This is a genomic window from Acidovorax delafieldii, assembly GCF_007993815.1.
In the GTDB taxonomy this organism is placed as follows: Bacteria; Pseudomonadota; Gammaproteobacteria; order Burkholderiales; family Burkholderiaceae_C; genus Acidovorax; species Acidovorax delafieldii.
The window spans coordinates 175,995-202,041 of sequence record NZ_VJWE01000015.1; the positions used below are offsets into that span (position 1 = coordinate 175,995).

Consider the following 26,047-nt stretch of genomic DNA (forward strand, 5'->3'; position numbering starts at 1 on the left):
GTGCTCCATTTCAGTTGCTGAAATTTTGAGCAGGTACAATCCCGCCTCCTTTTTCAGCATCTGTTGCTGCCTCCCCCTCCCCTATCCCCGCCCATGCAAATTGGCCACATTCCTTTGGCGAACCGGTTGTTCGTCGCCCCGATGGCGGGCGTCACGGACCGGCCGTTCCGCCAGCTGTGCAAGGCGCTGGGTGCGGGCTATGCGGTGAGCGAGATGGTGACCTCGCGCAAGGATTTGTGGAACAGCCTCAAGACCTCGCGCCGGGCCAACCATGAAGGGGAGCCGGGGCCCATTGCCGTGCAGATCGCCGGCACCGATGCGCCGATGATGGCCGAGGCTGCGGTCTACAACGTGGAACGCGGCGCGCAGATCATCGATATCAACATGGGCTGCCCGGCCAAGAAGGTCTGCAACAAATGGGCGGGCTCCGCCCTGATGCAGAACGAGGCGCTGGCGGTGGAGATCGCCGCTGCGGTGGTCGAGGCCTGCGCTCCCTTCAACGTGCCTGTCACGCTGAAGATGCGCACCGGCTGGTGCCAGGAGCACAAGAACGCCGTGGCATTGGCGCGGCAGTTTGAAAGCGTGGGCATCCAGATGCTCACCGTGCACGGCCGCACGCGCGAGCAGGGTTACAAAGGCCATGCGGAGTACGACACCATTGCCGCCGTCAAGGCGGCGGTGAAGGTGCCCGTGGTGGCCAACGGCGACATCACCTCGCCCGAGAAGGCGCGCGACGTGCTCGCCGTCACCGGGGCCGACGCGATCATGATCGGCCGTGCCGCACAGGGCCGGCCATGGATCTTTCGCGAGATCGGCCACTTTCTGACCACGGGCGAACACCTGGCACCACCGCTGGTGGCCGAGGTGCGGCGCCTGCTGCTGGACCACCTGCAAGACCACTACCGCCTGTATGGCGAGCTGACCGGCGTGCGCAGTGCGCGCAAGCACATTGCCTGGTACCTGCGCGCGCTGCCCGGCGGCGAGGCCTTGCGGGCACATATCAATACGATCGAAGACTGCACCACGCAGTGGCAGGCCGTGGCTGACTACCTGGACGCCCTGGGCCAGCAGATGGACCGGCTGCCTGCCGCCACCGACGTGGATGCCGACACAGAAGAACAAGAGGGATTGGCTGCATGAGCAAGAAACACATCGAAGAATGCGTGCGCGAAAGCCTGCAGGGCTACTTTCGCGACCTGGGCGGCGAGACGCCCGATGGCATGTACGACATGCTGGTGCGTGTGGTCGAAAGGCCGCTGCTGGAAGTCGTGATGCAGCAGGCCGACAACAACCAGTCGCGCGCCGCCGAATGGCTGGGCCTGAACCGCAACACCCTGCGCAAGAAGCTGGTCGAGCACAAGCTGCTCTGACCAAGTCTGTCTGATTGCTATATATTTTGTAGCTGCTTGCGCATGATGCACTAGCGCTACAGCCCGTTTTTATTCAAAACCTCCGCACCACCACCATGAACGCACTTCTCTCCGTCTCTGACAAGACCGGCATCGTCGAATTCGCGCAAGCGCTGCACGCGCTGGGCATCAAGCTGCTGTCCACCGGCGGCACGGCCAAGCTGCTGGCCGACAAGGGCCTGCCCGTGACCGAGGTGGCCGAAGTCACCCAGTTCCCCGAGATGCTGGACGGCCGCGTGAAGACGCTGCACCCCAAGGTGCACGGCGGCCTGCTGGCCCGCCGCGAGCTGCCCGAACACATGGCGGCATTGAAGGAACACGGCATCGACACCATCGACCTGCTGGTGGTGAACCTGTACCCCTTTGAAGCCACCGTGGCCAAGGCCGGTTGCACGCTGGCCGACGCCATCGAGAACATCGACATCGGCGGCCCCGCCATGGTGCGCAGCGCCGCCAAGAACTGGAAGGACGTGGGCGTGATCACCTCGGCCGACCAGTACGACGCCGTGCTGGCTGAACTCAAGGCCGGTGGCAAGTTGAGCGACAAGCTGCGCTTTGCGCTGTCGGTGGCTGCGTTCAACCGCATCGCGCAGTACGACGGCGCCATCAGCGACTACCTCTCGTCCGTCACGTTCGAAGAAGAAAAGCTGTCGGAAACCTATGTGCCCACGCGCACCCAGTTCCCCGGCCAGAGCAACGGCATCTTCACCAAGGTGCAGGACCTGCGCTACGGCGAAAACAGCCACCAGCAGGCCGCGCTGTACCGCGACCTGCACCCCGCGCCCGGCTCCCTGGTCACCGGCGTGCAGCTGCAGGGCAAGGAGCTTTCGTACAACAACATCGCCGACGCCGATGCCGCCTGGGAATGCGTAAAGAGCTTTGAAGCGGCCGCCTGCGTGATCGTCAAGCACGCCAACCCCTGCGGCGTGGCCGTGGGCCTGGACGCGCTGAGCGCCTACAGCAAGGCCTTCCAGACCGACCCCACCAGCGCCTTCGGCGGCATCATCGCCTTCAACCGCGTGGTGGACGGCCAGGCGGCAGCCCAGGTGAGCAAACAGTTTGTCGAGGTGTTGATGGCCCCTGACTTCACCGCCGAGGCGCTGGAGATCTTCAAGGCCAAAGCCAATGTGCGTCTGCTCAAGATCGCGCTGCCCGCACACGGTGGCAAGACCGACTGGGAACGCGGCCGTAACGCCATGGATGCCAAGCGCATTGGCTCGGGCCTGCTGCTGCAGACCGCTGACAACCACGAGCTGTCGCTCATCGACCTCAAGGTCGTGACGAAGAAGCAGCCCACGCTGGAAGAAATGGAAGACCTGCTGTTTGCCTGGAAGGTCGCCAAGTACGTCAAGAGCAACGCCATCGTGTTCTGCAAGGGCGGCATGACCATGGGCGTGGGTGCGGGCCAGATGAGCCGCCTGGACTCGGCCCGCATCGCCAGCATCAAGGCGGGCCACGCAGGCCTGACCTTGCAAGGCACGGTCGTAGCCAGTGACGCCTTCTTCCCCTTCCGCGACGGCCTGGACGTGGTGGTCGATGCGGGCGCTACCTGCGTGATCCAGCCCGGTGGTTCGATGCGCGACAACGAAGTGATCGACGCCGCCAACGAGCGTGGCGTGGCCATGGTCTTCAGCGGTGTGCGCCACTTCCGCCACTGAGATGATGGGTATCGCGATGGGGCTCGCGGCGGTGCGCGCGCATGCACCGCGACGATGAGACCCCGCCCCCCCGGCCCCGCTGGCTGGGGTGGGCCCTGATGGTGTTCATGGCACTGGTGGTGCTGGGCATGCTCAACCTGGGCTGGCGCATGCTGCAGCCGGGGCCGGGCGCTGTGAGTGCCGCTCGGGGCGCGTCGGGTGCTGGAGGGTTAGAAGGCAGCGCCGCCTCACCGCCCTCCGCACCGGCCGGACTTCGCCTGGTGGAGGCATCCGATTGCCTGCGCTGCCATGGCATGGAGCGCTACTACGTAGGCCCGTCGTTCCAGCAGATAGCTGCGCGGTACCGTGACCGCGCCGACTCAGTCGATTACCTGGCCGGCAAGATCCGCAACGGCAGTGTGGGCGAGTGGGGCCGCACCTTGATGCCGCGCCACCTGCAAGTCACGGAAGCCCAGGCGCGCGAGATGGCGCAGTGGCTGGTGTCGCTGCCGGTGCCGTCCGCCGCGGCACAGGGCGCGTCGGCCGCAGAGCCCGCATCCGCCGCCCGCTGAATGGCGATGGCGGCCGGGTCTGGAGGCCTGCTGGGGCTCAGGCCCCAAAGTTCATCGGCAGGCCCACATAGTTTTCCGCCAGCGACACCGAGGCCGCACGGGAGTGCACCAGGTAGTCCAGCTCCGCTTCCTGGATCTTCTGGCCGAACTCGCCGGTTTCCGGAAAGCGGTGCATCAGCGAAGTGAACCACCAGGAGAAGCGCTCGGCACGCCACACACGGCGCAGGCAGCGGTCGGAGTAGGTGTCGATGCCAACGGCTGACTTTTCTTTGTAGAACTCGGTCAGCGCGGTCCACAGATAACCCACGTCGCTGGCGGCCAGGTTCAGGCCCTTGGCGCCCGTGGGTGGCACGATGTGGGCAGCATCACCGGCCAGGAACATGCGGCCAAAGCGCATGGGCTCGGCCACAAAGCTGCGCAGCGGGGCGATGCTCATCTCCAGAGCGGGGCCGGTCACCAGATTGGCGCGGGCCTCGGGGTCCAGGCGGTTGCCCAGCTCGGTCCAGAACTGGTCGATGGTCCAGTTCTCGACCTTGTCAGTCGTAGGCACCTGCACGTAGTAGCGGCTGCGCGTGGCGCTGCGCATGCTGCACAGCGCAAACCCGCGTTCGGTGTTGGCATAGATGAGTTCGTGCGACACCGGTGGCACATCGGCCAGCACACCCAGCCAGCCAAAGGGGTACACGCGCTCATAGGTCTTGAGCAGGTCGGCCGGTGCGCTGGCGCGGCACACGCCGTGGTAGCCGTCGCAGCCCGCGATGAAGTCACACGCCAGCTCGTGGGTCTGGCCATCCTTTTCGTACGTCACGCGTGGGTGCTGGCCGTCAAAGTCGTGCACTTGCACGTTCTGTGCGTCGTACACGGTGGTGAGGCCGGCCGCTGCGCGCGCATCCATCAGGTCGCGCGTGACTTCGGTCTGGCCGTACACCGTCACGCGGCTGCCGCCGGTCAGCTCGTGCAGATCGATGCGGTGGCGCTGGCCCTTGAACAGCAGCTCGATGCCGTCGTGGGGCAGGCCCTCGGCGTGGGCGCGGGCACTCACGCCCGCCTGGTCCAGCAGGTCCATGCAGACCTTCTCCAGCACCCCGGCGCGGATGCGGCCGAGCACGTAGTCGGGGCTGCGCTGCTCGATGATGACGGCGTCAACGCCGGACTTGTGAAGCAACTGACCGAGCAGCAGGCCGGCGGGGCCGGCACCAACGATGGCAACCTGGGTGCGCATGGGAAACCTCTGGGAATGGGGTGGGAAGCTGGGGAGATACCGAAAACCAATGGCCTTGAGCGTAGGTTGATCCAGATCAAAGCGATATCCAGCGTTGCCGATTGCGTGCGATCAATCGATGCTTTGTGCGATGATCGCGCAGTGTCCGGGGTGATGCGGGTGGTCAGGCCCGGTGGTGAGTGCACCGAGTCGCTGCAGGGCCCCGGTAGCCCCGGCGTTCGAACCCCGCTCAATTCCCCGGTCCCCAACCCGTCACCCCCATGGCTTCCACCCCCATTGCCAAGGCAGACTTCATCGAAGGCATGGCCAAAGGCATGGCCGTGCTGGAGAGTTTCGACACCGAGCGCCAGCGCCTGAACGCCACACTGGCGGCGCAGCGCACCGGCCTCACGCGGGCGGCGGCGCGGCGGCACCTGTTGACCCTGGCGCACCTGGGGTATCTGGAGACGGATGGCAGCTATTTCTGGCTGGCGCCCAAGGTGCTTCGGTTTTCGGGCAGCTACCTCGCGTCTGCCCGGCTGCCGCGCGTGCTGCAACCCACGCTGAACCGGCTGGCAGCCCAGACCCAGCAGTCATTCTCGGCGGTGGTGCTGGATGGTGATGAGGTGGTGATCGTGGCGCGCAGCGGCGTGTATGGCGCGCCGTCGCGGGTGCTGGCCTATGGCTTGCACCTGGGCGCGCGACTGCCGGCCCACCCTACGTCCACCGGCCGCGTGTTGCTGGCGGCGCTGCCCCCGGCGGAGTTGACCGCCTGGCTCAAGAACCGGCCCTTGCACCGCCTCACGCCCCAAACCATTACGCAGGTAGGCCCGCTGCGGCAGGTGATCACCAAGGTGCGGCGGGACGACTATTGCCTGGCCGTGGAGGAGCATGAGCTGGGCGTGCACGCGCTGGCTGTGCCGCTGCGCAACCTGCAGGGCCATACGGTGGCGGCGCTCAACGTGGTGGCGTCGCCCAAGCAGATGGATGAGGGCAGCCTGCAGCGCGACATGCTGCCGCTGCTGCAGGAGGCCGCCCGCGAACTGCGCGGACTCCTGTGACTGTCCGCCACAAGCCTCGTCGCCATGAAAATGGCCCTTGTGAGTGCCATTCGGTGCCAAATTGGCAGGAAGCGCTAGTGCAATATGCGCTGCTAGCTATTATTTTGAGAGCGTCTTGAACACTTCACGCGCAGCAGCCACGGTGGCTGCCACGTCGTCGGCGGTGTGGGCGGCGCTCACGAAGCCCGCTTCATACAAGGCAGGTGCAATGTAGATGCCTCGGTCCAGCAGACCGTGGAACAGCTGGTTGAAGCGCGCACTGTCGGTTTTCAGCACCTGGGCGTAGTTCTGCGGCAGCTCGGGCAGCAGGAAAAAGCCGAACATGCCGCCTTCGCAGTCGCCGCAGAACGGCACGCCTTCAGCATCGGCGGCCGCTTGCAGTCCATCGACCAGCGAGCGGGTGCGGGCCGACAGCGCATCGAAGAAGCCGGGCTTTTGGATCTCGCGCAGCGTGGCCAGGCCACAGGCCGTGGCCACCGGGTTGCCCGACAGCGTGCCCGCCTGGTACACGCCGCCCAGCGGCGCGAGGTGTTCCATGATGGCGCGCGGGCCACCAAAGGCCGCCAGCGGCATCCCGCCGCCAATCACCTTGCCCAGCACGGTGATGTCGGGTTGGAAGCCGGGGATGCTCTTGGCGTACACGCTTTGCGCGCTGCCCAGGGCCACGCGGAAACCGGTCATCACTTCATCCAGCACCAGCAGCGCACCGTATTCGGTGCACAGCTCGCGGCAGCGCTGCATGAACGGCACGCTCGCGCGCACCAGGTTCATGTTGCCCGCGATAGGCTCGATCATCACGCAGGCCAGCTCCTTGCCGTGCAGGGCAAAGGCTTCTTCCAGCTGGGCGACGTTGTTGTATTCAAGCACCAGGGTGTGCTGCACCACTTCGGGCGGCACACCCGCGCTGGTGGCATTGCCAAACGTGGCCAGGCCCGAGCCGGCCTTGACCAGCAGCGAGTCGGCATGGCCGTGGTAGCAGCCTTCGAACTTGATGAACTTGCTGCGGCCCGTGGCGCCACGGGCCAGGCGGATGGCGCTCATGCCCGCTTCGGTGCCCGAGCTGACCAGACGAATCATCTCCATGGACGGCACCAGGCTCAGGATCTCCTCGGCCAGCTCGACTTCGCGCTCGGTGGGGGCGCCAAAGCTGAAGCCTTCGAGCGCCGCCTTCTGCGCCGCGTCGAGCACGGCGGGGTGGCCGTGGCCGAGGATCATCGGGCCCCAGGAGCCGATGTAATCAATGAAGCGCTGGTCGTTCGCATCCCAGAAGTAGGCGCCTTGCGCGCGCTTGACGAAGCGGGGTGTGCCTCCGACCGCCTTGAAGGCCCGCACGGGCGAGTTCACGCCTCCGGGGATCAGCGCCTTGGCGCGTTCGAACAGGGGAATATTGAGATCAGTGCTTGGTGTCATGGGGTGGCATCACAAAACCCTCCAGGGCCTGTGTTTCATCAATCGTGGTTTCTTCTTCGTCGCCGTCGGTCTCGTCGTCCTCAGGCTGTGCCCAGAACATGCGGTCGGGCACGATGTGCCCCATGCCGGGGCGAAAGCCTGCGTCCAGGCAGCGGTCGAGGTAACCCAGCGCTTCGCTGGTCGCTTCGCCCAAGTCGTTGCCGCTGGCCACCAGGGCAGTGAGTGCGGCCGAGAGCGTATCGCCCGCGCCCGAGAAGGTGGCGTCAAACAGCTCGAACTTGCCACTGCCCAGCACGGTCTGCGGCGAGGCCAGTACGTTCTCGACGAACTGCTCGGGCAAGGGGATGCCAGTGACCAATGTGTAGGGCACGCCCATCTCGGACGCTGCGCGGGCAATGTCCCGGGCGGTGGGGCTGCGCTCGCCCGTCCAGTCCGGCAGCAGCCAGCGCCACAGGGTGCTGTGGTTTCCAACCAACACCGAGGTCTGGGGCAGCAGCAGCTCGCGGAAGGCGTCGAGGTACTCGTCGATCAGCTCGTCACGCCACCAGGACAGGTTGGGCATGTAGGCGATCACGGGGACTTCGTCATAGTCGGTCGTGATCTCGGCAATGGTGCTGATGTTCTCGGGGCTGCCCACAAAGCCGACTTTGATGGCCTGTACGGGCAGGTCTTCCAGCACGGCCCGCGCCTGCTCGGACACAGCCTCGTCGTCGAAGCTGAAGTGGTCAAAAATCTGAGCGGTGTCGCGGGCATAGGCCCCGGTGACCACAGCGATCGGATGCCCGCCGACCGAGGCGATGGTGGTGATGTCGGCGGTCAGCCCGCCGGCTCCGCTGGGGTCGCTGGCATTGAACACCAGCACACAGGCCGGGCTCGCTTCCTCCGCGTCATCGTCGTCAATATCTGGGATTTCTGGGGGGGGAAGGGAGGCTTTGATGGTCATGGACCAGATCCTGCTGGAGGGGTGGCACGGAAGCTGCAGGCCGCGGAGATCACTAGATACAATCGTTGCATTCTATGTGAAGGCCCTTTAAGCTGTGACCGACTTTAAAACTTGGATGTGTTTGATTTGCGGCTGGATTTATGACGAGGCTGAGGGGTCTCCCGAACACGGCATTCCACCCAACACCCCCTGGGATCAGGTCCCGATGAACTGGACCTGCCCAGAATGTGGTGCCCGCAAGGAAGATTTCGAGATGGTCCAGATCTGAGGCGCTCCAGCACCAATCGCTGCTGCGTTGTTTATTTTCTCCATCGGGAGCAGTGACAATTGACTACAACAGGCGCATCTTTCAAAGTGCTCGTGGTGGATGACAGCAACACCATCCGTCGAAGCGCCGAGATTTTTCTCAAGCAGGGGGGGCACGAAGTCTTGTTGGCCGACGACGGCTTTGATGCTTTGGCCAAAGTCAACGATTACCAGCCTCAGCTGATTTTCTGCGACATCCTCATGCCCAAGCTCGACGGGTACCAGACCTGCGCCATCATCAAGCGCAACGCCCGTTTCGCAGATACCCCGGTGGTGATGCTGTCCTCCAAGGACGGCGTGTTCGACAAGGCGCGTGGGCGCATGGTCGGCTGCCAGGAATATCTCACCAAGCCGTTTACCAAAGACCAGCTGTTGCAGGCAGTGCAGCAGTTTGGCAATTCCCAACAAGGAGCCATGTAATGCCCATTCAGAAAGTATTGGTCGTCGACGACTCGAAGACCGAGTTGATGTTTTTGACGGACCTGCTTCAGAAAAAAGGCATGCAAGTCCGTACCGCAGAAAATGCCGAAGAGGCGTTTCGTCGTCTGGCCGAAGAAAAGCCTGACCTCATCCTGATGGATGTGGTGATGCCAGGCCAAAACGGGTTTCAGCTCACGCGTGCCATTACCCGTGACCCCCTTTACGCTGATGTGCCCATCATCATGTGCACCAGCAAGAACCAGGAAACCGACCGTGTCTGGGGTATGCGCCAGGGTGCGCGCGGCTACATCACCAAGCCGGTGGATCCCGCAGAGCTGCAGGCCAAAATTGACGCTCTGAACTGAGGCAGCGGCGCGCTCATGGCAAACCGCGAAGCCCTACGGGAGCTCCAGACCCGACTTGCCAGCCGCTTGCAGGCTGCAAGGTCCGAAGGTACGTCCGTGTCCTCCTGGCTGGCTGTAGAGTCCGCCGGGAATTTCTATTTGCTGCCCCTGGGGCAGTCCGGGGAAATCTTCCCTTGGGTATCGGTGCAGGCCGTGCCTTACACCCAGAGCTGGTTTCTGGGGGTGGCCAACCTGCGCGGCGGCTTGGTGGGGGTGGTGGATCTGGCCGGGTTGCTGGGGTCCACCGCAGCACGCACCGAGCAAGCCCTGTCCGAGGCCAGCCTGCTGGCATTCAATGCGGCGCTCGACGTTAATGCTGCCTTGCTGGTGGACCGCCTCGCCGGTCTGCGCGGCACGGATGCGTTTGTGTCGTCCGAGCCGCCCGCCGAGGATTCACCCAGCTTCTTCGGCACCACCTATATCGATTCCAGTGGCACACGCTGGCAGGAGCTGAACTTGCAGATCCTGTCCCAACATCCCGCTTTCCTGAGCATCAGTGCTTGAGTTTTTCTGTAAGGCTGCACCATGTCCGTCGTCAATCAATTTGGAAAACTGTTCAACCGGAAACCCGCCACGCCTGACACAGGCGCAGCCACCGGCGCGACCGACGATGGGCAGGATCTCCTGGCCACGGGGGCTCTGGATGGTTCGCAACTGCGCGACTCCTACCAGGCCGAAGCCATGAACAGCGTCCAGGGCGATCCCGACGGCTACACGCCCGAGTTGACCGCGCCCGAGGCCGAAGAAGACCTCATCAGCCTGCCCCTGCTGGGCCGCTCGACCGCTGCCGGCCATCAGCGCCGACTGCTGGCCTTGCTGGCCGTGGGTGTGGTGGTGCTGGCGCTGATCGCCGGTTGGGTGCTGCAGCAGGCCGACCGTTCCGCACAGCAATTGGCCGCTACCGGTCAGTCGCTGATGCAGTCGCAACGTCTTGCCAAGTCGGTGTCGCAGGCGCTGGTGGGTAGCCCACAGGCCTTCCCGGACGTGGTGGAAAGCTCTGGCGTGCTGGCCCGCAACGTGCGCGCCCTGAATGCCGGTGACAACGAGCTGGGTGTGCAGTCGCTGGGTGAACCCTTCAAGCCCGATCTGGACGCCGTCAACCCCCTGATGGAGCGCGCCGAGCGCAACGCCAGCGTGGTGATGGGTCAGCAAAAGATCCTGACGCAGGTGGGTGACGCTCTGCGCACCATCAACCGCCAGTCGTCCGACCTGCTGGAAATCGCTGAAACGGTCTCCTCGCTCAAGCTGCAACAAAATGCGCCCGCTGCCGAAATCTCCGCCGCAGGCCAGCTGGTGATGTTGACCCAGCGTATCGGCAAGTCGGCCAACGAGTTCCAGACGATGGAAGGCGTGAGCCCTGAGGCCGTGTTCCTGTTGGGCAAGGACTTGAACTCCTTCAAGGAAATCGCGCAGGGCCTGCTGGAAGGCAGCCCCGAGCTGCGCCTTTCGGCCACCAAGGACGCGCAGACCCGCGAACAACTGGAAGCGCTGATCAAGCTGTACGAACAGACCCGGACCCAGGCCAGCGCGATTCTGGGCAACCTGCAAGGTCTGGTGTCTGCCCGCGAAGCGCAGTCCGCCATCATTGCCGACAGCGAGCCACTGCGCCGCCAGCTGGAAGGTCTGCAGAGCAAGCTGTCCGCCCAGACCGGTCTGGGCGCCGGCCAGTTCGCCGCTCTGGCGCTGGCAGGCTTGTTCGTGCTGCTGTGCGGTATCGGCATTTCGCGCGTCCAGCTGCTGGACAGCCGTGGCCGTCAGGCAGCTGCTGAAAATCAGCAACGCGACGCCAAGCGCCAGGAGCAGGAAGCCAAGCGCGTCAACGACGCCAACCAGGCCGCCATTTTGCGTTTGATGAACGAACTGCAGTCGGTCGCTGAAGGTGACCTGACGCAAGAAGCCACCGTGACGGAAGACATCACCGGCGCCATTGCCGACTCGGTGAACTACACGGTGGAAGAGCTGCGTCAACTGGTGGGCAGCGTGCAGAACACGGCGACTCGCGTGGCGCAGACGACTGCCCAGGTGGACAACACCTCGACCGAACTGCTGGCGGCATCGACCGAGCAGCTGCGTGAAATCCGCGAAACCGGCCGCTCCGTTCTGGACATGGCGACCCGCATTAACGAGGTGTCTACACAAGCGCAAGAGTCCGCCACGGTGGCCCGTCAGTCGCTGCAAGCCGCGGACTCGGGTCTGCAGGCCGTGCAGAACGCTATCGGCGGTATGAACTCCATCCGTGACCAGATCCAGGACACCTCCAAGCGGATCAAGCGCCTGGGTGAATCGTCGCAGGAGATCGGTGAAATCACCGAGCTGATTTCTGACATTACCGAACAGACGAACGTGCTGGCTCTGAACGCTGCCATCCAGGCTGCATCCGCCGGTGAAGCCGGTCGCGGCTTCTCGGTGGTGGCGGAAGAAGTGCAGCGTCTGGCTGAACGTTCGGCCGATGCGACGCGCCAGATTTCTGCCCTGGTGAAAGCCATTCAAACCGATACCCAGGATGCCGTGGCTGCTATGGAGCGCTCCACGCAGGGTGTGGTGGAAGGGGCACGCCTGTCCGACAGCGCTGGTACTGCGCTGACCGAGATTGACCGCGTGTCGCGCCGTTTGGCCGAACTGATTGAGCAGATTTCGTCTTCGACTTCCCGGGAAGCTGTTCTGGCCAACGAAGTGGCCGACAACATCCAGCACATTTTTGCGGTGACCGAGCAGACGGGTGAAGGTACCCGCACCACAGCGCAACAGGTGCGCGAGCTCTCGCACATGGCCGAGGAACTGCGCCAATCGGTGGCACGTTTCAAGATCGCCTGACGCAGCAGTTAGTCATCAACCAGCTGGCTCATTGCAGCCGGGGACGAATCCATGTCATCTATTGATGTCAACAATGCACCGGCCGCCGACGGGACCCAGGGAGATCAGGACCTGGGTCCTTTGGCTTGGGTGCTTGACGAGCTGCGCAAATCGCTGGACGGTGCTGTCAAGGCGATGCGGCGCTTTGTGCGTGATGCCGAGGTAGCACGCGAGTCCGATCTGGCGGCGCTGGACGCTGGCCCCCTGCGCATTGCGCGCCAGCAACTGCACCAAGCCTGTGGTGCGCTGGAAATGGTGGGCATGGGTCCTCCGGCGCTGGTGTTGCGGTCCATGGAATCGGCGGTGCAGAAGTTTGTTCAGCGCCCCGAAACCTGCAGCGATGACGCTGCCGCCGTGATCGAGCGCGCCAGCTTTGCGCTGATCGAATATCTGGAAACCGTGCTGGCGGGCAAAGCCGTATCGCCCGTGGCCCTGTTTCCGCAGTACCGCGATGCCCAGGCATTGGCAGGCGCTGACCGTGTTCATCCCGCTGACTTGTGGCCGGTAGAGCGCCGTTTCCGTGAACCCGAAGGTGCGGTGTCGCGCCCACCTCTGCCCTACGGTCCCGAGGCGCGGGCGCGGCTGGATGCAGCTGTGCTGCGCATCGTCAAGTCGGGGGACCTGAAGGCCGCCCTGAGCCTGCGCGACACCTGCCTGGGCTTTGTGGCCGCACAAACAGATCGGCAGGCGCGTGCGTTCTGGAAAATTTGCGCGGGTTTCTTCGATGCGTTTGGCTCTGGCCTTTTGCCGCCAGATGTGTACGTCAAGCGCGTGGCATCCCGTGTGCTCATGCAGTACGCCACGTTGGCCAAGGGCGATCCGACGATCGCCGACCGGCTGGTGCAGGACCTGCTGTTCTTCTGCTCGCAGGCCAAGGTAGCCGATCTGGCAGAGGACGCAGCGCCCTCATTGCGTGCTGTCCGTCAGGCCTTTGCGCTGGACCGCTTCAAGCCGGTGGACTACGAGACTGCCCGCTTCGGACGTTTTGACCCGGCGGTGTTGACGCAGGCGCGCAAGCGCATTGCGTCGGCCACGGAAACCTGGTCTGCCCTGGCGGGTGGCGACCGCAACAAACTCAAGCCAGCGGCAGACCAGTTCAGCCTGGTGTGTGATTCGCTGCGCAAGCTCCATCCGGGCAGTGAGAACCTGGCGCAGGCGCTGACGCGTGCCCTGGATTCAACCACCCGGTCGGGCGAACCCCCGTCGCCCGCATTGGCGATGGAAGTGGCTACCTCCGTGCTGTACCTGCAGGCAGCTTTTGAAGAGCTGGACACGGCAGACGAACAGATGGAAGCCCGCGCCAGCCGTCTTGCAGAGCGTCTGGATGCGGTCACGGCGGGTGCCGAACCCGAACCCCTTGAACAATGGATGGAAGAGCTGTACCGCCGGGTCAGCGACAACCAGACCATGGGCAGCGTGGTCGATGAGCTCCGGGTGACCCTGGGCGAGGCTGAAAAGGCCATGGACCAGTTTTTCCGCAACCCGAAGGACACTGGTGTGCTGGCGACCGTGCCAGGGCATCTTGCGCAGATGCGCGGCGTGCTGTCGGTGCTGGGGCTGGATCAGGCATCACTGGCGGTGGTCCGCATGCGCGACACGGTGGAGCGTCTGCTGATCAACGAGGTGCCCGAAGAAGAACGCCAAAGCGCGTTTGAAAAGCTGGGCAACAGCCTGGGCGCATTGGGTTTCCTGATCGACATGCTGAGCTATCAGCGCACCATGGCGCGCAAGCTCTTTGTGTACGACGAAGAACTGGGCGAACTGCGCATCCTCATGGGTAAAACCCGTGCGCGCGCCTCTGATGCTGTGGAAGAAGCGCCTGCCAAGCTGGAAGAGCGTTCTGCCACCTTGGTGCCAGACGTGATTCCCCGCTTTCCGGTGCAGGAGCCTGTCAGCGAGCCCACGGACTTTGCACCGTTCCCTGATTTTGAGTCGGCCCCCGCAGCCGATGCCAGCGTGGCGGCAGAGCCCGCAGGCCTGGCCCCGGATATCTCCTTTGACGTTCCCGCCGTTGCCGCGCCCGTACCGCTGGAAGCAGCTTCTCCGGCGGCTGCGCCCGCTCCAGTGCCCGATGTCGAAGATGAATTGCTCGACGTGTTCCTCGAAGAGGCACGCGAAGTGGTGGTCAACGGCCTGGCTGCCATTGAGCAGCTGCGGGGCGAACCTGGTGACCTGAGCGAGCAGACCACACTGCGCCGTGCGTTCCATACGCTCAAGGGCAGCTCGCGCATGGTGGGGCTGAACGACTTTGGCGAAGCAGCCTGGTCGATGGAGCAGGTGCTCAACGTCTGGCTGGCCGAACAAAAGCCCATGCAGCCGAGCTTGTTGCAGTTGTCCACCGACGCACTGCATGCTTTCAGCAGCTGGGCAGACGACATCGCCGCAGGCCGCGCGACGGGCTGGGACCCTGAGTCCTTCCGGCGGTCGGCAGACGCCATGCGCCTGGATGGCACGCTGGTACCGCTGGCGATGCCGTCGGGTGGCGGTATGGCGTCCGAACCTACAGCCCCACAGGCCGTACCGGAGCTTGCCGAGGCCGCGCCAGAGCCGGTGGATGCCCTCTCCGCCGAAGTGCTCAGCGAAGAACTGACGGTGCCGGATTTCCAGGCTACCGAGATCTCCGAACATGTGCCCGAACAGCCCGTCGAGAGTGCCAACGGTGCCCCGGAAGTGGCCGAGGAGATCGACTTCTCGGTGTTCACTGCAGCTTTGAACGAGTCTGCCCACGAACCTGCACCTGTGGTCGATCCGTCCAGCGTGGACTTTGTCCTCGACCTGGAGCTGCCTGACCTGGAACCTGTGTCTGCGGAAGCGCCTGTGCCTGCAGTGGATCACGCAGAAGCTGTCGATGCGCCGCTGCAAGCGCCCGCAGGCGCCCTGGGCGACGAACTATTGCTGCCAGAAGACCTGGTGCTCGATGCCGCCGAACCGCAAAACGTGGTGGATATAGAGGCCCCCATTCCTTCGGATGGGTTGGAAGCCCTGGACGTGGCTGAGCTGGAGAAGCTGCTGGAGGCCGAGTCGGCCGAGGCTGCCGAACTGCTTGCACCTGGCCCCGAGGACGTGGCTGTGGCCGGTTCCGAAGCGTCGCCAGACGACCTGATCGCTGAAGTGGAGCCCGCGCAAGAAGTGGCGCATCTGCTCGATGCCCTGCCGCAGGAAGAAGGCGGCAGCGACGATGCGGTGAAGGTCATCGACACGCTGCGCATCGGTATCCCGCTGTACAACGTGTACCTGAATGAGGCCGATGAATGGTCTCGTCGCTTGGTGACCTGTTTGCAGGAATGGGCGCTGGAGCTGCATGAGCCACTGCCTGACACGGCCGTGGCCCTGTCGCACTCGCTCGCCGGCAGTTCGGCCACGGTGGGCTTCACCGCGCTGTCCGAAATGGCCCGCGTGCTGGAGCACACGCTGCAGCATGTGCAGCTGCAGTCGGGTGGCACCGAGGAGCAGGCGGCGGCGTTCATGGCAGCAGCGGAAGACATCCGTCGCCTGTTGCACCAGTTTGCTGCCGGGTTCCTCAAAGAGCCCAGCCCGGAAGTGCTGGCCCAGCTGCGCCAGATTCTGGAAACCGAGGTGGTCAGCACCCAGTCTCCACCCGAGGAAGATGCGCAGGCCTACCTCGACGCCGCAGAGCAGGAAGCGTCCGAAATTGCTGCGGCCGAGTTGGCACCTGAGCCGGTGGTGGAGGTGCCTGTGGTGGATGCAGAGCCTGAGGCTGTTGCATCGGCTGTGCCTGCCCCCGTGGTGGGCCATGTGGCGCCTGCGCTGTCTGCAGTCATCCACGACCACGACCAGCACATTGACGATGCCATTGCGCACGCCATTGCCTCGATCCCGGACGCGGACGATGACATCGATGCGATCGACGTCATCGACCCCGACCTGTTCCCCATCTTCGAGGAAGAGGCGGCCGAGTTGCTGCCCCAGCTTGGTGGTGCGTTGCGCCAATGGGCGTCGCGCCCCGACAACCTCAGCGCCCGCAGCGAAGTATTGCGAGCCCTGCACACGCTCAAGGGCAGTTCGCGACTGGCCGGGGCGATGCGCCTGGGCGAAATGGCCCACCGGCTGGAATCTGCGATCGAGCAGCTGGACGCAGAAACCGTCACGGCCGACCAGATCGAGCCGTTGCAAGGCAGTTTCGATGGACTGCAAGCCAACTTCGAGGCCCTGCGTGCCATTGGTCAGGGGCCTTCCGACACAGTGGTTACTCTGCCGGTCGAAGCCACACCGGCCTTGCGTGCCAATGTGGCGGATGGGGCCGAAGCCTCCGTCCCCTCGGCGGCAGCATCTTCTGCCAAGCCTCTGGCGATAACGGCTCCGGCCGTACGCCTGCCCGGACCGTCCCAGCTGGCGCCCCTGCGGGTGGCAGCCAACCAGTCGGTGCGCGTGCGTGCACAGCTGCTGGACCGCCTGGTTAACCAGGCGGGCGAGGTGATGATCAGCCGTTCGCGTCTGGACGCGCGCCTGGGCCAGTTCCGCAGCTCACTCACCGATCTGTCGGGCAATCTGGACCGCTTGCGCCAGCAGTTGCGCGACATCGAGGTGCAGGCCGAATCCCAGATGCAGTCGCGCCTGGCGCTGTCCAAGGACTCTGCTGCGGGCTTCGATCCGCTGGAGTTCGACCGCTTCACACGGGTGCAGGAGTTGACCCGCATGATGGCCGAGTCGGTCAACGACGTGGCCACGGTGCAGCGTAATCTGCAACGCGCCATGGAAGGCGCTGAAGATGACTTGATTGCCCAAGGTCGCCAGGCGCGTGAGCTGCAACGCGATCTGCTGCGCACACGTATGGTGGAGTTCGAGGGGATTGCCGAGCGCTTGTACGCGGTGGTGCGCCAGGCCTCGAAGGAAACCGGCAAGCAGATCAAGCTGGACATCACCGGCGGCTCCATCGAAATGGACCGTGGCGTGCTGGACCGCATGACGCCCGCCTTCGAACATTTGTTGCGCAATTGCGTGGCCCACGGCATTGAAGAGCCTGAAGTGCGCACGGCGGCCGGCAAGCCGTCGTCGGGCACCATCACGGTGGATCTGCACCACGAAGGCAATGACGTATCGGTCGAGTTCCGCGATGACGGAGCGGGTCTGAACCTGCCGCGCATTCGCGAAAAGGCCGTGTCACAGGGCATCGTGGAGCCCGGCGTGGAGCTGAGCGATGCGGATGCGGCCAACCTGATCTTCATGCCAGGCTTCTCGACGGCCTCCGAAGTGACTGGTCTGGCAGGGCGGGGCATCGGCATGGACGTGGTGCGTGCTGAGATCAATGCGCTGGGCGGCCGCATCGAAACCTCCACCGAGGCGGGCAGGGGTGCGGCATTCCGCATGGTGCTGCCGTTGACCACCGCAGTGACGCAGGTGGTGATGCTGCGCTCGGGTGATTTGGCGATCGGCGTTCCGGCCAACGTGGTCGAGATTGTCCGCCGCACCTCGGCCCCTGACTTGGCAGAGGCTTACCGTACCGGCGTGTTTGACGACGGCATGGAGAAAATTCCGTTCTTCTGGTCGGGAGCCCTGCTGCAGTCGTCCAGCCGCAGCACCGAGCCGGCGGGCAAGACCCGCCCGGTGGTGATCTTCCGAAGCGCTGCCCAGCGTGTTGCGATGCACGTGGACGAAGTGCTGGGCAACCAGGAAGTGGTGGTGAAGAACCTGGGGCCGCAGTTGTCCCGTCTGCCGGGTCTGGCGGGCATGTCCGTGCTGGCATCGGGTGCCGTGGTGCTCATCTATAACCCGGTGGCCTTGGCCACGGTGTATGGCGACCAGGTGCGTGCGGCCAGTGCCGACATGGCACCAGCGCCCGACACCCCCGCCGCAGGCGGCACGGGTAAGGCCGTCGTGTCTCAGCAGTTGTCGGGACCGAGCCAGGTGCCGCTGGTGCTGGTGGTGGACGATTCCATCACCGTGCGCCGCGTGACGCAGCGTCTGCTGCAGCGCGAAGGCTACCGTGTGGCTCTGGCGGCCGATGGCCTGCAGGCGCTGGAGCGTCTGCAGGAAGAACGCCCGACGGTGGTTCTGTCCGACATCGAAATGCCGCGCATGGACGGCTTCGATCTAGCGCGCAACATCCGTGCAGACGGTGCCTTGCGTGATCTGCCCATCATCATGATCACCTCGCGGATTGCTGAAAAGCACCGCGAGCACGCGATGGAGCTGGGGGTGAACCACTACCTGGGCAAGCCGTATTCGGACGAAGAGCTGCTGAGCCTGATCCAGCACTACGCCCGCATCGCTGCGGCGGCCGAGGCCTGACATCATGCTGGCCCACTCCCGACCCTGCGAGTCAGCCTGGGTCGGGAGTGCTCTCTTGTTGCCTTGCCTTGTGGTGTCCTGTGCATGGACAGGGCGGACCGAGTCTCCGTGATGGACCCGCTGGCACCATCCCCTTCCCCCGATCCCCGGCTGCTGGCCTGCCTGGCCCTGGTAGCGCGCGAGCGGGCTTCGGACCTGTTTTTGCTGGCAGGCGCTGCGCCCACGATCAAGCGGCAGGGTGCCTTTGTCCCCATCACACAGCAAGTCCTGGCGGCCGACGATGTGCGGCAGATGGCCTATTCCATCTTGCGCGAGGCCCAGCGCAAGGAGTTCGAGACGACGATGGAGTGCGACCTCTCGCTGCAGACCGTCGACGGGGAGCGCTTTCGCGTGAACGTGCACATGCAGCGCGGGCAGGTCGGCATGGTGATCCGCCATGTGATAGCGCGGATCCCGACGCTGGAAGAACTGGGGTTGCCGCCCGTGCTCCAGCGGCTGGCGTTTCTCAAAGGGGGGTTGGTCCTGACGGTGGGCTCCGCAGGTTCGGGCAAGACCACCACGCTGGCCGCATTGCTGGACCATCGCAACACGCACACTGGCGGGCACATCCTCACGGTAGAAGACCCCATCGAATACCTGCACAGCCACAAAAAATCCCTGGTGACGCAGCGCGAGGTGGGTCTCGACACCCTGTCGTATGACGAGGCGCTGCGCCGTGCCATGCGCGAGGCGCCCAACGTGATCATGATTGGCGAGATCCGCGACCGGGCCACCATGCAGCACGCGCTGCACTACGCAGAGTCCGGCCATCTGTGTGTGTCCACCCTGCACGCCAACAATGCCAACCAGGCGGTGCAGCGCATCGTGAATTTTTTCCCCGAGGATGCGCACCGCCAGCTGCTCATGGACCTGTCCCTCAACCTGCGGGCGGTGGTGGCGCAACGCCTGGTGCCGGGCCTTGCGGGCCACTTGGTGCCCGCCACCGAGATCATGCTGCTCACGCCCTATGTCGCCGAGCTGATCCAGAAGGGGCAGATCGACGAACTCAAGACCGCCATCACCCGCAGTGGTGAGCAGGGCATGTGGAGTTTTGATCAGTCACTGCTGGGCATGGTGGAGGCGGGCACGATTTCGCCCGAAGAAGCCATCGCTAACGCCGACAACCGCACCGATGTGCGTTTGCGACTGCGGCTGGCCGCCGGTGCCTCGCTGGGCGGTGAGAGCATGCAGATGGCGCCGGAGGAACCCCCGCCGGACGACCCGCCGCCCACCGCGCATCGCTAGCCCTCGGCGACCTGCTTGAGTCTGTGGGTCCGTGTGTTGTCACCCTGCAGCCGTCTTCACCACGGCATACCGCTCCAACGTGCGTTGCCGTGCGGCATCGTGCTCCACCACGGGTAAGGGATAGGTGTCTCCCAGGCGCACGCCCGCTTCCTGCAACTCCAGCGGGCGCGCCAGCCAGGGGGCGTGGAGTGCCTTGGTGGGGAGCGCTGCAAGCTGGGGTAGGTAACGGCGGATGAACTTGCCTTCCGGGTCGAACTTCTCGCTCTGGCTGACCGGGTTGAAGATGCGGAAATAGGGCTGGGCATCACACCCGCTGGAGCTGGCCCACTGCCAGCCACCGTTGTTGGCGGCCAGGTCGAAGTCATTGAGGTGCGTGGCAAAGTAGGCCTCGCCGCGGCGCCAGTCGATGCCCAGGTCTTTCACCAGAAAGCTTGCCACCACCATGCGCAGGCGGTTGTGCATGTAGCCCGTCTGGTTGATCTGCGCCATGGCGGCATCCACCAGCGGGTAGCCGGTGCGGCCCTCGCACCAGGCGGCAAACAGGGCGTCGGCCCCGGGGCCAGTCTCCCAGGCGATGGCATCGTAGGCCGGTTTGAAGCTCTGGCCCACCACATGCGGGTGGTGGTGCAGGATCTGGAAGTAGAAGTCCCGCCAGATCAGTTCGCTGAGCCAGGTCGTGGCGCCCGGGTTGCCCTCCAGCATCAGGCGGTGCGCCGTGCGTGCCAGCAAGCGCGGCGAGATGGTGCCAAAACGCAGGTGCACGCTCAGGTAGCTGGGCCCTTTCACCGCCGGAAAGTTGCGCGTGTCCTCATACCGCTCGATGCGGCCGAGAAAATCGTCGAATAACTGCTGTGCGCCCTGGGCGCCGGTGGGCAGGCGCAGCTGGGACAGCGCTGTGGGCTCAAACCCGAGGTCCTGCAAAGTGGGCACCGGCTGGCAATAGGCTTCCGGTCGTGCGGCCAGATGGTGGGCGTGGCGCTCCACCGGATAGCTCTTGAGCTGGAACACATCGATCTTCTTGAGCCATGCATTCTTGTACGGTGTGAACACGCTGTACGGGTTGCCGGTTTGCGTCAGCACTTCGCTGCGCTCGAGCAGGGTATGGTCCTTGAACGTGTGGAAGGCCTTGCCTGCAGCCGCCAGGCGCGTGCGCACCAGGCGGTCGCGGTCCAGCGCCTGGGGTTCGTCATCGTGGTTCGCAAAGACCGCCTGCACGTCCAGGGCGTCGGCCAGTGCCGGAATGGCATCGCTGGCCACCGCGTGCCACACGATGAGGCCTCCCCGCCCCTGAGGCGACAGCGCGCGCAAGCTGTCGTCCAGCTCCACCAGCGACTCGCGGATGAACTCCACCCGCCGGTCGGCGCGGGGCAGGGCATCGAGAATGTCCTTGTCAAAGACAAAAGCGCAGAACACCTGCTCGCAGCGCGTCAGCGCGTGGTACAGGGCCGCCTGGTCGTGGGCACGCAGATCGCGGCGGAACCAGACCAGGCCACGGGAGTAAGTGGGCTCGGGGGAGGGGGGCATGTTCACCGTTAAAATTGCGGGATGTCTTTCGATTCTGCGCCCATCAACCTGACGCATCACTTCCTGATCGCGATGCCCGGCCTGGAAGATGAGTCTTTTGCGCGCAGCGTCGTCTATCTGTGTGAGCACAGCGAACGCGGTGCGCTCGGCCTCATCATCAACAAGCCCACCGATATCACCCTCAAGGGCCTGTTTGACAAGGTGGACCTGTCGCTGCGCCGCGAGGACCTCACCAAAGAGCCCGTTTTTCAGGGCGGCCCGGTGCAGACCGAGCGCGGATTTGTGCTGCACGAACCCATGCTCATGGACAAGGGGGAAACCGACGAGTCGGCCTACGCCTCCACCATGACCATCCCCGGTGGCCTGGAGATGACCACCTCCAAGGACGTGCTCGAAGCCCTTTCCACTGGCGCAGGTCCCCGCCGCGTGCTCATCACGCTGGGGTATTCGTCCTGGGGCGAGGGGCAGTTGGAGTCTGAGCTTGCCGAGAACGCCTGGCTCACGGTGGCCGCCGATCTGTCGGTGATCTTCGACACGCCCGTGCCCGAGCGGTACGACCGGGCCCTGTCGCTTCTAGGCCTGCAGGCCTGGATGCTGTCGCCCGAGGCGGGGCACGCATGACTGGCGCGCCCGCTCAGTCCATCCAGCCGCCAGCCGTTCCTGCGCATTTCCAGACCTTTCTTGCTTTTGACTTTGGGCTCAAGCGCACGGGCGTGGCCTCGGGCAACCGCATGCTCAAGAGCGCCACACCCCAGCGCACCATCCAGGCCGAGGGCGACGCCCGTTTTGCCCAGGTGGCCGAGCGCATCAAGGAATGGCAGCCCGATGCGCTGGTGATCGGTGTGCCCTACCACCCCGACGGCGCGGCCCACGAAAACACCGCGCGTGCTCTCAAGTTCGGGCGCCAGTTGCGCGGGCGCTTTGGCTTGCAGGTGTTCGAGGTGGACGAGCGCTACAGCACCACCGAAGCCATTGCAGGTGGTGCCAAGGATGCCGACGCGGCCTCGGCCTGCATCATCCTGGAACAGTTTTTGAGGAATCTCCCATGACCACCCCATCCCCCGGAATGTCCGGCAGCCTGGTGCTTGATGCCGAGGCGCTGTACCGCGAGCTGCTGCGCGGTGTGCGCAGCATGTTGACCCCCACCACGCGCCTGGCGGGCATCGCCTCCGGTGGCGCCTGGCTGGCCGAGCGCCTGCAAAAAGACCTGGGCCTGGAAGGCCCGGCCGGTGTGTTGTCATCGGTGATGCACCGTGACGACTTCGCCCAGCGTGGCTTGTCGGCCAGTGCGCAGACCGCGCTGCCGTTTGACGTGAACGGCGCCGACGTGTTGGTGCTCGACGACGTGCTCTACACCGGCCGCACCATCCGCGCCGTGCTCAACGAGCTGTTCGACTATGGCCGCCCCGCCAGCGTGCGCCTGGCTGTGCTGGTGGACCGTGGCGGGCGCGAGCTGCCCGTGCAGGCCGACTTTGCTGCTGCCCGGGTGGCCCTGCCGGTCGCCCATTCGCTGGCCCTGGCGCGTGGCGACAGCGGCACCTTCCAATTCCAAGTCCAAGACAAAGACTAAAGAGGCCTGACCGTGCTGCACAAGCGCAATCCCCAACTCAACGGCAACGGCGAACTCATCCACCTGCTGTCCATCGAGGGCCTGCCGCGCGACATCGTCACGCACATCCTCGACACGGCCGCCAACTTCGTCAGCGTCAACGACCGCGAAGTCAAGAAGGTGCCCCTCTTGCGCGGCAAGAGCGTGTTCAACCTGTTCTTCGAGAACAGCACGCGTACGCGCACCACGTTCGAGATCGCGGCCAAGCGCCTGTCGGCCGACGTGATCAACCTGGACATCGCGCGCAGCTCGGCCAGCAAGGGCGAGTCGCTGCTCGACACCATCGCCAACCTGAGCGCGATGGCCGCCGACCTGTTCGTGGTGCGGCACAGCGAGTCCGGCGCACCGTACCTCATCGCGCAGCACGTGGCGCCGCATGTGCACGTGATCAACGCCGGCGACGGACGGCATGCCCACCCCACGCAGGGGCTGCTGGACATGTACACCATCCGCCACTACAAAAAGGACTTCAGCAACCTCACCGTGGCCATCGTGGGCGACGTGCTGCACTCGCGCGTGGCGCGCTCGGACATCCACGGCCTGACCACCTTGGGCTGCGCCGAAGTGCGTGTGGTGGGTCCGCGCACCCTGGTGCCGTCGGACATGGCGCAAATGGGCGTGCGGGTGTGCCACACGCTCGAAGAAGGCATCAAGGATGCCGACGTGGTCATCATGCTGCGCCTGCAGAACGAGCGCATGAGCGGTGCGCTGCTGCCGTCCAGCCAGGAGTATTTCAAGAGCTTCGGCCTCACGCAGGAAAAGCTGCAACTGGCCAAGCCCGACGCCATCGTCATGCACCCCGGCCCCATCAACCGTGGCGTGGAGATCGACTCCGCCGTGGTCGATGGCAAGCAGAGCGTGATCCTGCCGCAGGTGACCTTCGGCATCGCGGTACGCATGGCTGTCATGTCCATCGTCGCTGGGAACGAGGCGTGACCTTGAGGATGAATACTCCTGTTTTCATAGCTGCTCGTGCTTATCAATCAAGCGCTGGCAGCCTATTTGGCTTGAAATCATGAAGATACTGATCCAGAACGGCCGTGTGATCGACCCCGCCTCGGGCCTTGACCAGACCTGCGACATCGCGCTGGCGGCAGGCCGCATCGTGGGGGTCAACCGTGTGCCTCCTGACTTTGCGCCCAATCGCACCATCAACGCTGCTGGCTGCATCGTGTTGCCCGGCCTGGTGGACCTGGCCGCGCGCCTGCGCGAGCCCGGCCACGAGCACGAAGGCATGCTCGAATCCGAGATGGCTGCGGCCATGGCCGGTGGCGTCACCAGCCTGGTGTGCCCACCCGATACCGACCCGGTGCTTGACGAACCCGGCCTGGTGGAGATGCTCAAGTTCCGCGCCGAGAAGCTGCACCAGTCGCGCCTGTTCCCGCTGGGCGCGCTCACGCGCAACCTCGCTGGCGAGGTGCTGACCGAGATGGCCGAGCTGACCGAATCCGGCTGCGTGGGCTTTGGCCAGGCCGAGGTGCCGCTGGCCAGCACCCAGGTGCTGCAGCGCGCGCTGCAGTACGCAGCCACCTTCGGCTACACCGTGTGGCTGCGCCCCCAAGAGATGCACCTGGGCAAGGGCGTGGCCGCCAGCGGTGCGCTGGCCACGCGCCTGGGCCTGTCGGGCGTGCCCGTGGCGGCAGAGACCATTGCGCTGCACACCATTTTTGAACTGCTCAAGACCACCGGCGCGCGCGTGCACCTGTGCCGCCTGAGCAGCGCTGCGGGCGTGGAGCTGGTACGCCGCGCCAAGGCCGATGGCCTGAAGGTCACGGCCGATGTCAGCATCAACTCGCTGCACCTCACCGAAAACGACATCGGCTTCTTTGACAGCCGCGCGCGCCTGACGCCGCCGCTGCGCCAGCAGCGCGACCGCGATGCCCTCAGCGCGGCGCTGCTCGACGGCACCATCGATGCGCTGGTGTCCGACCACACCCCGGTGGATGAAGACGCCAAGACGCTGCCGTTTGCCGAAGCCGAGCCCGGCGCCACGGGGCTGGAGCTGCTGCTGTCGCTGGCGCTTAAATGGTCGCAAGACAGCGGCGTGCCTTTACAGCGCGCGCTGGCAGTGGTCACGGCAGAGCCCGCACGCGTGCTGGGCAACGCGCTGGGTACCTTGCAGGCCAGCGTCGGCCAGATCGTGGAAGGCGGCGTGGGCGACCTCTGCATCTTCGACCCGCAGTCAGCGTGGACGGTGCAGGACGACGCGCTCGCCAGCCAAGGCAAACACACGCCGTTCTCGGGCTACGAGCTGCCCGGCCGCGTGCGCATGACCCTGGTCGGCGGACAGGTCGCTTTTGACCGCAGCTGAGACGGCGCGACGCTGCGATAGCGAGGCCCGGCCGTGAAGTTCCTGCGCGCCAGCTGGCGCCTCTTGCGGCTGCTGGGTCACATCGCCAAGGGCCTGTGGATTGTGGCGCTGCGGTTTCCGTCGCTGTCGCCGGACCAGCAACACGCCCGCGTGCAGGTGTGGTCGCTGGAGCTGCTGGCCCATGCGGGCATCAGCCTGCGCATCCTGGGGCAGCCCCCGGTGACTGGCCCGGTGATGCTGGTGGCCAACCACATCTCGTGGCTCGACATCCCGGTGATGCACGCGGCGCGGCACTGCCGCTTTGTCTCCAAGTCCGACGTGCAGGCCTGGCCGCTGATCGGCACCCTGGCCACGGCGGCGGGCACGCTCTACATCGAACGCAGCTCGCGCCGCGATGCGCTGCGCATGGTGCGCTCGATGCAGGAGTCGCTGGAGCGCGGCGAGGTGCTGGCCGTGTTCCCCGAAGGCACCACGGGCGACGGGCGCGAGATGCTGCCCTTCCACGCCAACCTGCTGCAGGCCGCCGTGGCTGCAAAGGCGCCCGTGCAGCCCGTAGGCCTGCGCTTTGCCGACAAGGCCACGGGCGCCACCAGTTTTGCGCCGAGCTACATCGGCGACGAAACCCTGGTGGGCTCGATTTGGCGCACGCTCAGCGCCCCGCCCATCGAGGCCGTGGTGCACTACGGCCCGCCCGAGCTGGCAGGCGAGCGCGACCGCCGCACCTGGACGCAGCACCTGCACGACACGGTCGATCAACTGCGCAAGGCCTGAGAACGCACACAGGTTCCGGGCCCTGGGTTCCCAACGAGCTGTCTTTGTGCGGCAAAAGCGTGCATATTCCACGCTTTGGGCCC

Annotated in this window: 22 protein-coding genes; 18 read left to right on the forward strand and 4 right to left on the reverse strand. The window is 65.0% G+C overall.

Features of this window, described 5'->3' with window-relative positions:
- Positions 1-93 precede the first annotated feature (93 nt).
- The 4 genes from dusB (at position 94) to ATF69_RS16725 (ending at position 3,618) form a co-directional block, all read left to right on the forward strand.
- Positions 94-1,140, forward strand: coding sequence for a tRNA dihydrouridine synthase DusB (dusB, locus tag ATF69_RS16710; protein ID WP_146871680.1), 1,047 nt, complete (start codon positions 94-96; stop codon positions 1,138-1,140).
- Positions 1,137-1,370, forward strand: a complete 234-nt coding sequence (locus ATF69_RS16715) for a Fis family transcriptional regulator (RefSeq protein ID WP_015015597.1) — start codon at positions 1,137-1,139, stop codon at positions 1,368-1,370. Before dusB ends, ATF69_RS16715 begins: the two co-directional genes overlap by 4 nt.
- A gap of 95 nt (positions 1,371-1,465) precedes the next feature.
- Positions 1,466-3,067 (forward strand): bifunctional phosphoribosylaminoimidazolecarboxamide formyltransferase/IMP cyclohydrolase, encoded by a 1,602-nt coding sequence (gene purH, locus ATF69_RS16720; RefSeq protein WP_108497556.1) that lies wholly within the window; start codon positions 1,466-1,468, stop codon positions 3,065-3,067.
- A 41-nt stretch (positions 3,068-3,108) separates the two neighbouring features.
- Entirely contained in the window at positions 3,109-3,618 is a 510-nt protein-coding gene (locus ATF69_RS16725) for a c-type cytochrome (RefSeq protein ID WP_146871681.1), read from the forward strand.
- A 37-nt stretch (positions 3,619-3,655) separates the two neighbouring features.
- Here the strand turns inward: ATF69_RS16725 and pobA are convergent, their stop codons facing one another.
- Positions 3,656-4,840 (reverse strand): 4-hydroxybenzoate 3-monooxygenase, encoded by a 1,185-nt coding sequence (gene pobA, locus ATF69_RS16730; protein ID WP_121942078.1) that lies wholly within the window; start codon positions 4,838-4,840, stop codon positions 3,656-3,658.
- Between the two features lie 260 nt (positions 4,841-5,100).
- Here pobA and ATF69_RS16735 point away from each other — a divergent pair, with 260 nt between their 5' ends.
- Complete coding sequence (locus ATF69_RS16735; RefSeq protein ID WP_056066242.1) at positions 5,101-5,880, forward strand: IclR family transcriptional regulator domain-containing protein; 780 nt, start codon at positions 5,101-5,103, stop codon at positions 5,878-5,880.
- Positions 5,881-5,979: 99 nt separating this feature from the next.
- Here ATF69_RS16735 and hemL read toward each other — a convergent pair whose 3' ends face one another.
- On the reverse strand, positions 5,980-7,290 hold the full coding sequence (gene hemL, locus ATF69_RS16740) for a glutamate-1-semialdehyde 2,1-aminomutase (RefSeq protein ID WP_146871682.1): 1,311 nt from the start codon (positions 7,288-7,290) through the stop codon (positions 5,980-5,982).
- Positions 7,274-8,233 (reverse strand): bifunctional hydroxymethylpyrimidine kinase/phosphomethylpyrimidine kinase, encoded by a 960-nt coding sequence (gene thiD, locus ATF69_RS16745; protein ID WP_056746881.1) that lies wholly within the window; start codon positions 8,231-8,233, stop codon positions 7,274-7,276. The genes hemL and thiD overlap by 17 nt, the downstream gene beginning before the upstream one ends.
- 115 nt (positions 8,234-8,348) lie before the next feature.
- Between thiD and ATF69_RS16750 the strand changes: the two genes are divergently transcribed.
- From ATF69_RS16750 to ATF69_RS16780, 7 genes are all read left to right on the forward strand, one after another.
- Positions 8,349-8,501 (forward strand): rubredoxin, encoded by a 153-nt coding sequence (locus ATF69_RS16750; RefSeq protein ID WP_165836572.1) that lies wholly within the window; start codon positions 8,349-8,351, stop codon positions 8,499-8,501.
- 59 nt (positions 8,502-8,560) lie between these two features.
- Positions 8,561-8,959 carry a response regulator gene (locus tag ATF69_RS16755; RefSeq protein WP_005796099.1) on the forward strand — a complete coding sequence of 133 codons (399 nt, stop codon included), beginning with the start codon at positions 8,561-8,563 and terminating at the stop codon, positions 8,957-8,959.
- Positions 8,959-9,324, forward strand: coding sequence for a response regulator (locus tag ATF69_RS16760; protein ID WP_005796104.1), 366 nt, complete (start codon positions 8,959-8,961; stop codon positions 9,322-9,324). Before ATF69_RS16755 ends, ATF69_RS16760 begins: the two co-directional genes overlap by 1 nt.
- 15 nt (positions 9,325-9,339) lie before the next feature.
- The gene (locus tag ATF69_RS16765) at positions 9,340-9,867 is read left to right on the forward strand and encodes a chemotaxis protein CheW (RefSeq protein ID WP_056066233.1); all 528 of its coding nucleotides are present in this window, start codon (positions 9,340-9,342) and stop codon (positions 9,865-9,867) included.
- Between the two features lie 21 nt (positions 9,868-9,888).
- Positions 9,889-12,177, forward strand: a complete 2,289-nt coding sequence (locus ATF69_RS16770) for a methyl-accepting chemotaxis protein (RefSeq protein ID WP_056746880.1) — start codon at positions 9,889-9,891, stop codon at positions 12,175-12,177.
- A gap of 51 nt (positions 12,178-12,228) precedes the next feature.
- Positions 12,229-18,465 (forward strand): Hpt domain-containing protein, encoded by a 6,237-nt coding sequence (locus tag ATF69_RS16775; protein ID WP_146871683.1) that lies wholly within the window; start codon positions 12,229-12,231, stop codon positions 18,463-18,465.
- A 111-nt stretch (positions 18,466-18,576) separates the two neighbouring features.
- Positions 18,577-19,749: a PilT/PilU family type 4a pilus ATPase gene (locus ATF69_RS16780; RefSeq protein WP_146871684.1), complete on the forward strand. Its 1,173-nt coding sequence runs from the start codon at positions 18,577-18,579 to the stop codon at positions 19,747-19,749.
- 39 nt (positions 19,750-19,788) lie between these two features.
- On the opposite strand, the gene ATF69_RS16785 is transcribed toward ATF69_RS16780, so the two are convergent.
- Positions 19,789-21,273: a cryptochrome/photolyase family protein gene (locus ATF69_RS16785; protein WP_167514370.1), complete on the reverse strand. Its 1,485-nt coding sequence runs from the start codon at positions 21,271-21,273 to the stop codon at positions 19,789-19,791.
- Between the two features lie 21 nt (positions 21,274-21,294).
- Between ATF69_RS16785 and ATF69_RS16790 the strand changes: the two genes are divergently transcribed.
- From ATF69_RS16790 to ATF69_RS16815, 6 genes are all read left to right on the forward strand, one after another.
- Positions 21,295-21,894: a YqgE/AlgH family protein gene (locus tag ATF69_RS16790; protein ID WP_015015583.1), complete on the forward strand. Its 600-nt coding sequence runs from the start codon at positions 21,295-21,297 to the stop codon at positions 21,892-21,894.
- A complete protein-coding gene (gene ruvX, locus ATF69_RS16795; protein ID WP_015015582.1) occupies positions 21,891-22,322 on the forward strand; it encodes a Holliday junction resolvase RuvX in 432 nt (143 codons plus the stop codon). Before ATF69_RS16790 ends, ruvX begins: the two co-directional genes overlap by 4 nt.
- A complete protein-coding gene (gene pyrR / locus ATF69_RS16800) occupies positions 22,319-22,843 on the forward strand; it encodes a bifunctional pyr operon transcriptional regulator/uracil phosphoribosyltransferase PyrR (RefSeq protein WP_060987636.1) in 525 nt (174 codons plus the stop codon). Before ruvX ends, pyrR begins: the two co-directional genes overlap by 4 nt.
- A 12-nt stretch (positions 22,844-22,855) precedes the next feature.
- Positions 22,856-23,818: an aspartate carbamoyltransferase catalytic subunit gene (locus ATF69_RS16805; RefSeq protein ID WP_056066217.1), complete on the forward strand. Its 963-nt coding sequence runs from the start codon at positions 22,856-22,858 to the stop codon at positions 23,816-23,818.
- 79 nt (positions 23,819-23,897) lie between these two features.
- Positions 23,898-25,193 (forward strand): dihydroorotase, encoded by a 1,296-nt coding sequence (locus tag ATF69_RS16810; RefSeq protein WP_146871686.1) that lies wholly within the window; start codon positions 23,898-23,900, stop codon positions 25,191-25,193.
- A gap of 33 nt (positions 25,194-25,226) precedes the next feature.
- Complete coding sequence (locus ATF69_RS16815; RefSeq protein ID WP_146871687.1) at positions 25,227-25,964, forward strand: lysophospholipid acyltransferase family protein; 738 nt, start codon at positions 25,227-25,229, stop codon at positions 25,962-25,964.
- The last annotated feature ends 83 nt before the right edge of the window (positions 25,965-26,047 follow it).

Coding starts and splice junctions, on each gene's coding strand:
- dusB (WP_146871680.1), top strand. CDS start 94: ATGCAAATTGGCCACATTCCTTTGGCGAACCGGTTGTTCGTCGCCCCG.
- ATF69_RS16715 (WP_015015597.1), top strand. CDS start 1,137: ATGAGCAAGAAACACATCGAAGAATGCGTGCGCGAAAGCCTGCAGGGC.
- purH (WP_108497556.1), top strand. CDS start 1,466: ATGAACGCACTTCTCTCCGTCTCTGACAAGACCGGCATCGTCGAATTC.
- ATF69_RS16725 (WP_146871681.1), top strand. CDS start 3,109: ATGCACCGCGACGATGAGACCCCGCCCCCCCGGCCCCGCTGGCTGGGG.
- pobA (WP_121942078.1), bottom strand. CDS start 4,840: ATGCGCACCCAGGTTGCCATCGTTGGTGCCGGCCCCGCCGGCCTGCTG.
- ATF69_RS16735 (WP_056066242.1), top strand. CDS start 5,101: ATGGCTTCCACCCCCATTGCCAAGGCAGACTTCATCGAAGGCATGGCC.
- hemL (WP_146871682.1), bottom strand. CDS start 7,290: ATGACACCAAGCACTGATCTCAATATTCCCCTGTTCGAACGCGCCAAG.
- thiD (WP_056746881.1), bottom strand. CDS start 8,233: ATGACCATCAAAGCCTCCCTTCCCCCCCCAGAAATCCCAGATATTGAC.
- ATF69_RS16750 (WP_165836572.1), top strand. CDS start 8,349: ATGTGTTTGATTTGCGGCTGGATTTATGACGAGGCTGAGGGGTCTCCC.
- ATF69_RS16760 (WP_005796104.1), top strand. CDS start 8,959: ATGCCCATTCAGAAAGTATTGGTCGTCGACGACTCGAAGACCGAGTTG.
- ATF69_RS16765 (WP_056066233.1), top strand. CDS start 9,340: ATGGCAAACCGCGAAGCCCTACGGGAGCTCCAGACCCGACTTGCCAGC.
- ATF69_RS16770 (WP_056746880.1), top strand. CDS start 9,889: ATGTCCGTCGTCAATCAATTTGGAAAACTGTTCAACCGGAAACCCGCC.
- ATF69_RS16775 (WP_146871683.1), top strand. CDS start 12,229: ATGTCATCTATTGATGTCAACAATGCACCGGCCGCCGACGGGACCCAG.
- ATF69_RS16780 (WP_146871684.1), top strand. CDS start 18,577: ATGGACCCGCTGGCACCATCCCCTTCCCCCGATCCCCGGCTGCTGGCC.
- ATF69_RS16785 (WP_167514370.1), bottom strand. CDS start 21,273: ATGCCCCCCTCCCCCGAGCCCACTTACTCCCGTGGCCTGGTCTGGTTC.
- ATF69_RS16790 (WP_015015583.1), top strand. CDS start 21,295: ATGTCTTTCGATTCTGCGCCCATCAACCTGACGCATCACTTCCTGATC.
- ruvX (WP_015015582.1), top strand. CDS start 21,891: ATGACTGGCGCGCCCGCTCAGTCCATCCAGCCGCCAGCCGTTCCTGCG.
- pyrR (WP_060987636.1), top strand. CDS start 22,319: ATGACCACCCCATCCCCCGGAATGTCCGGCAGCCTGGTGCTTGATGCC.
- ATF69_RS16810 (WP_146871686.1), top strand. CDS start 23,898: ATGAAGATACTGATCCAGAACGGCCGTGTGATCGACCCCGCCTCGGGC.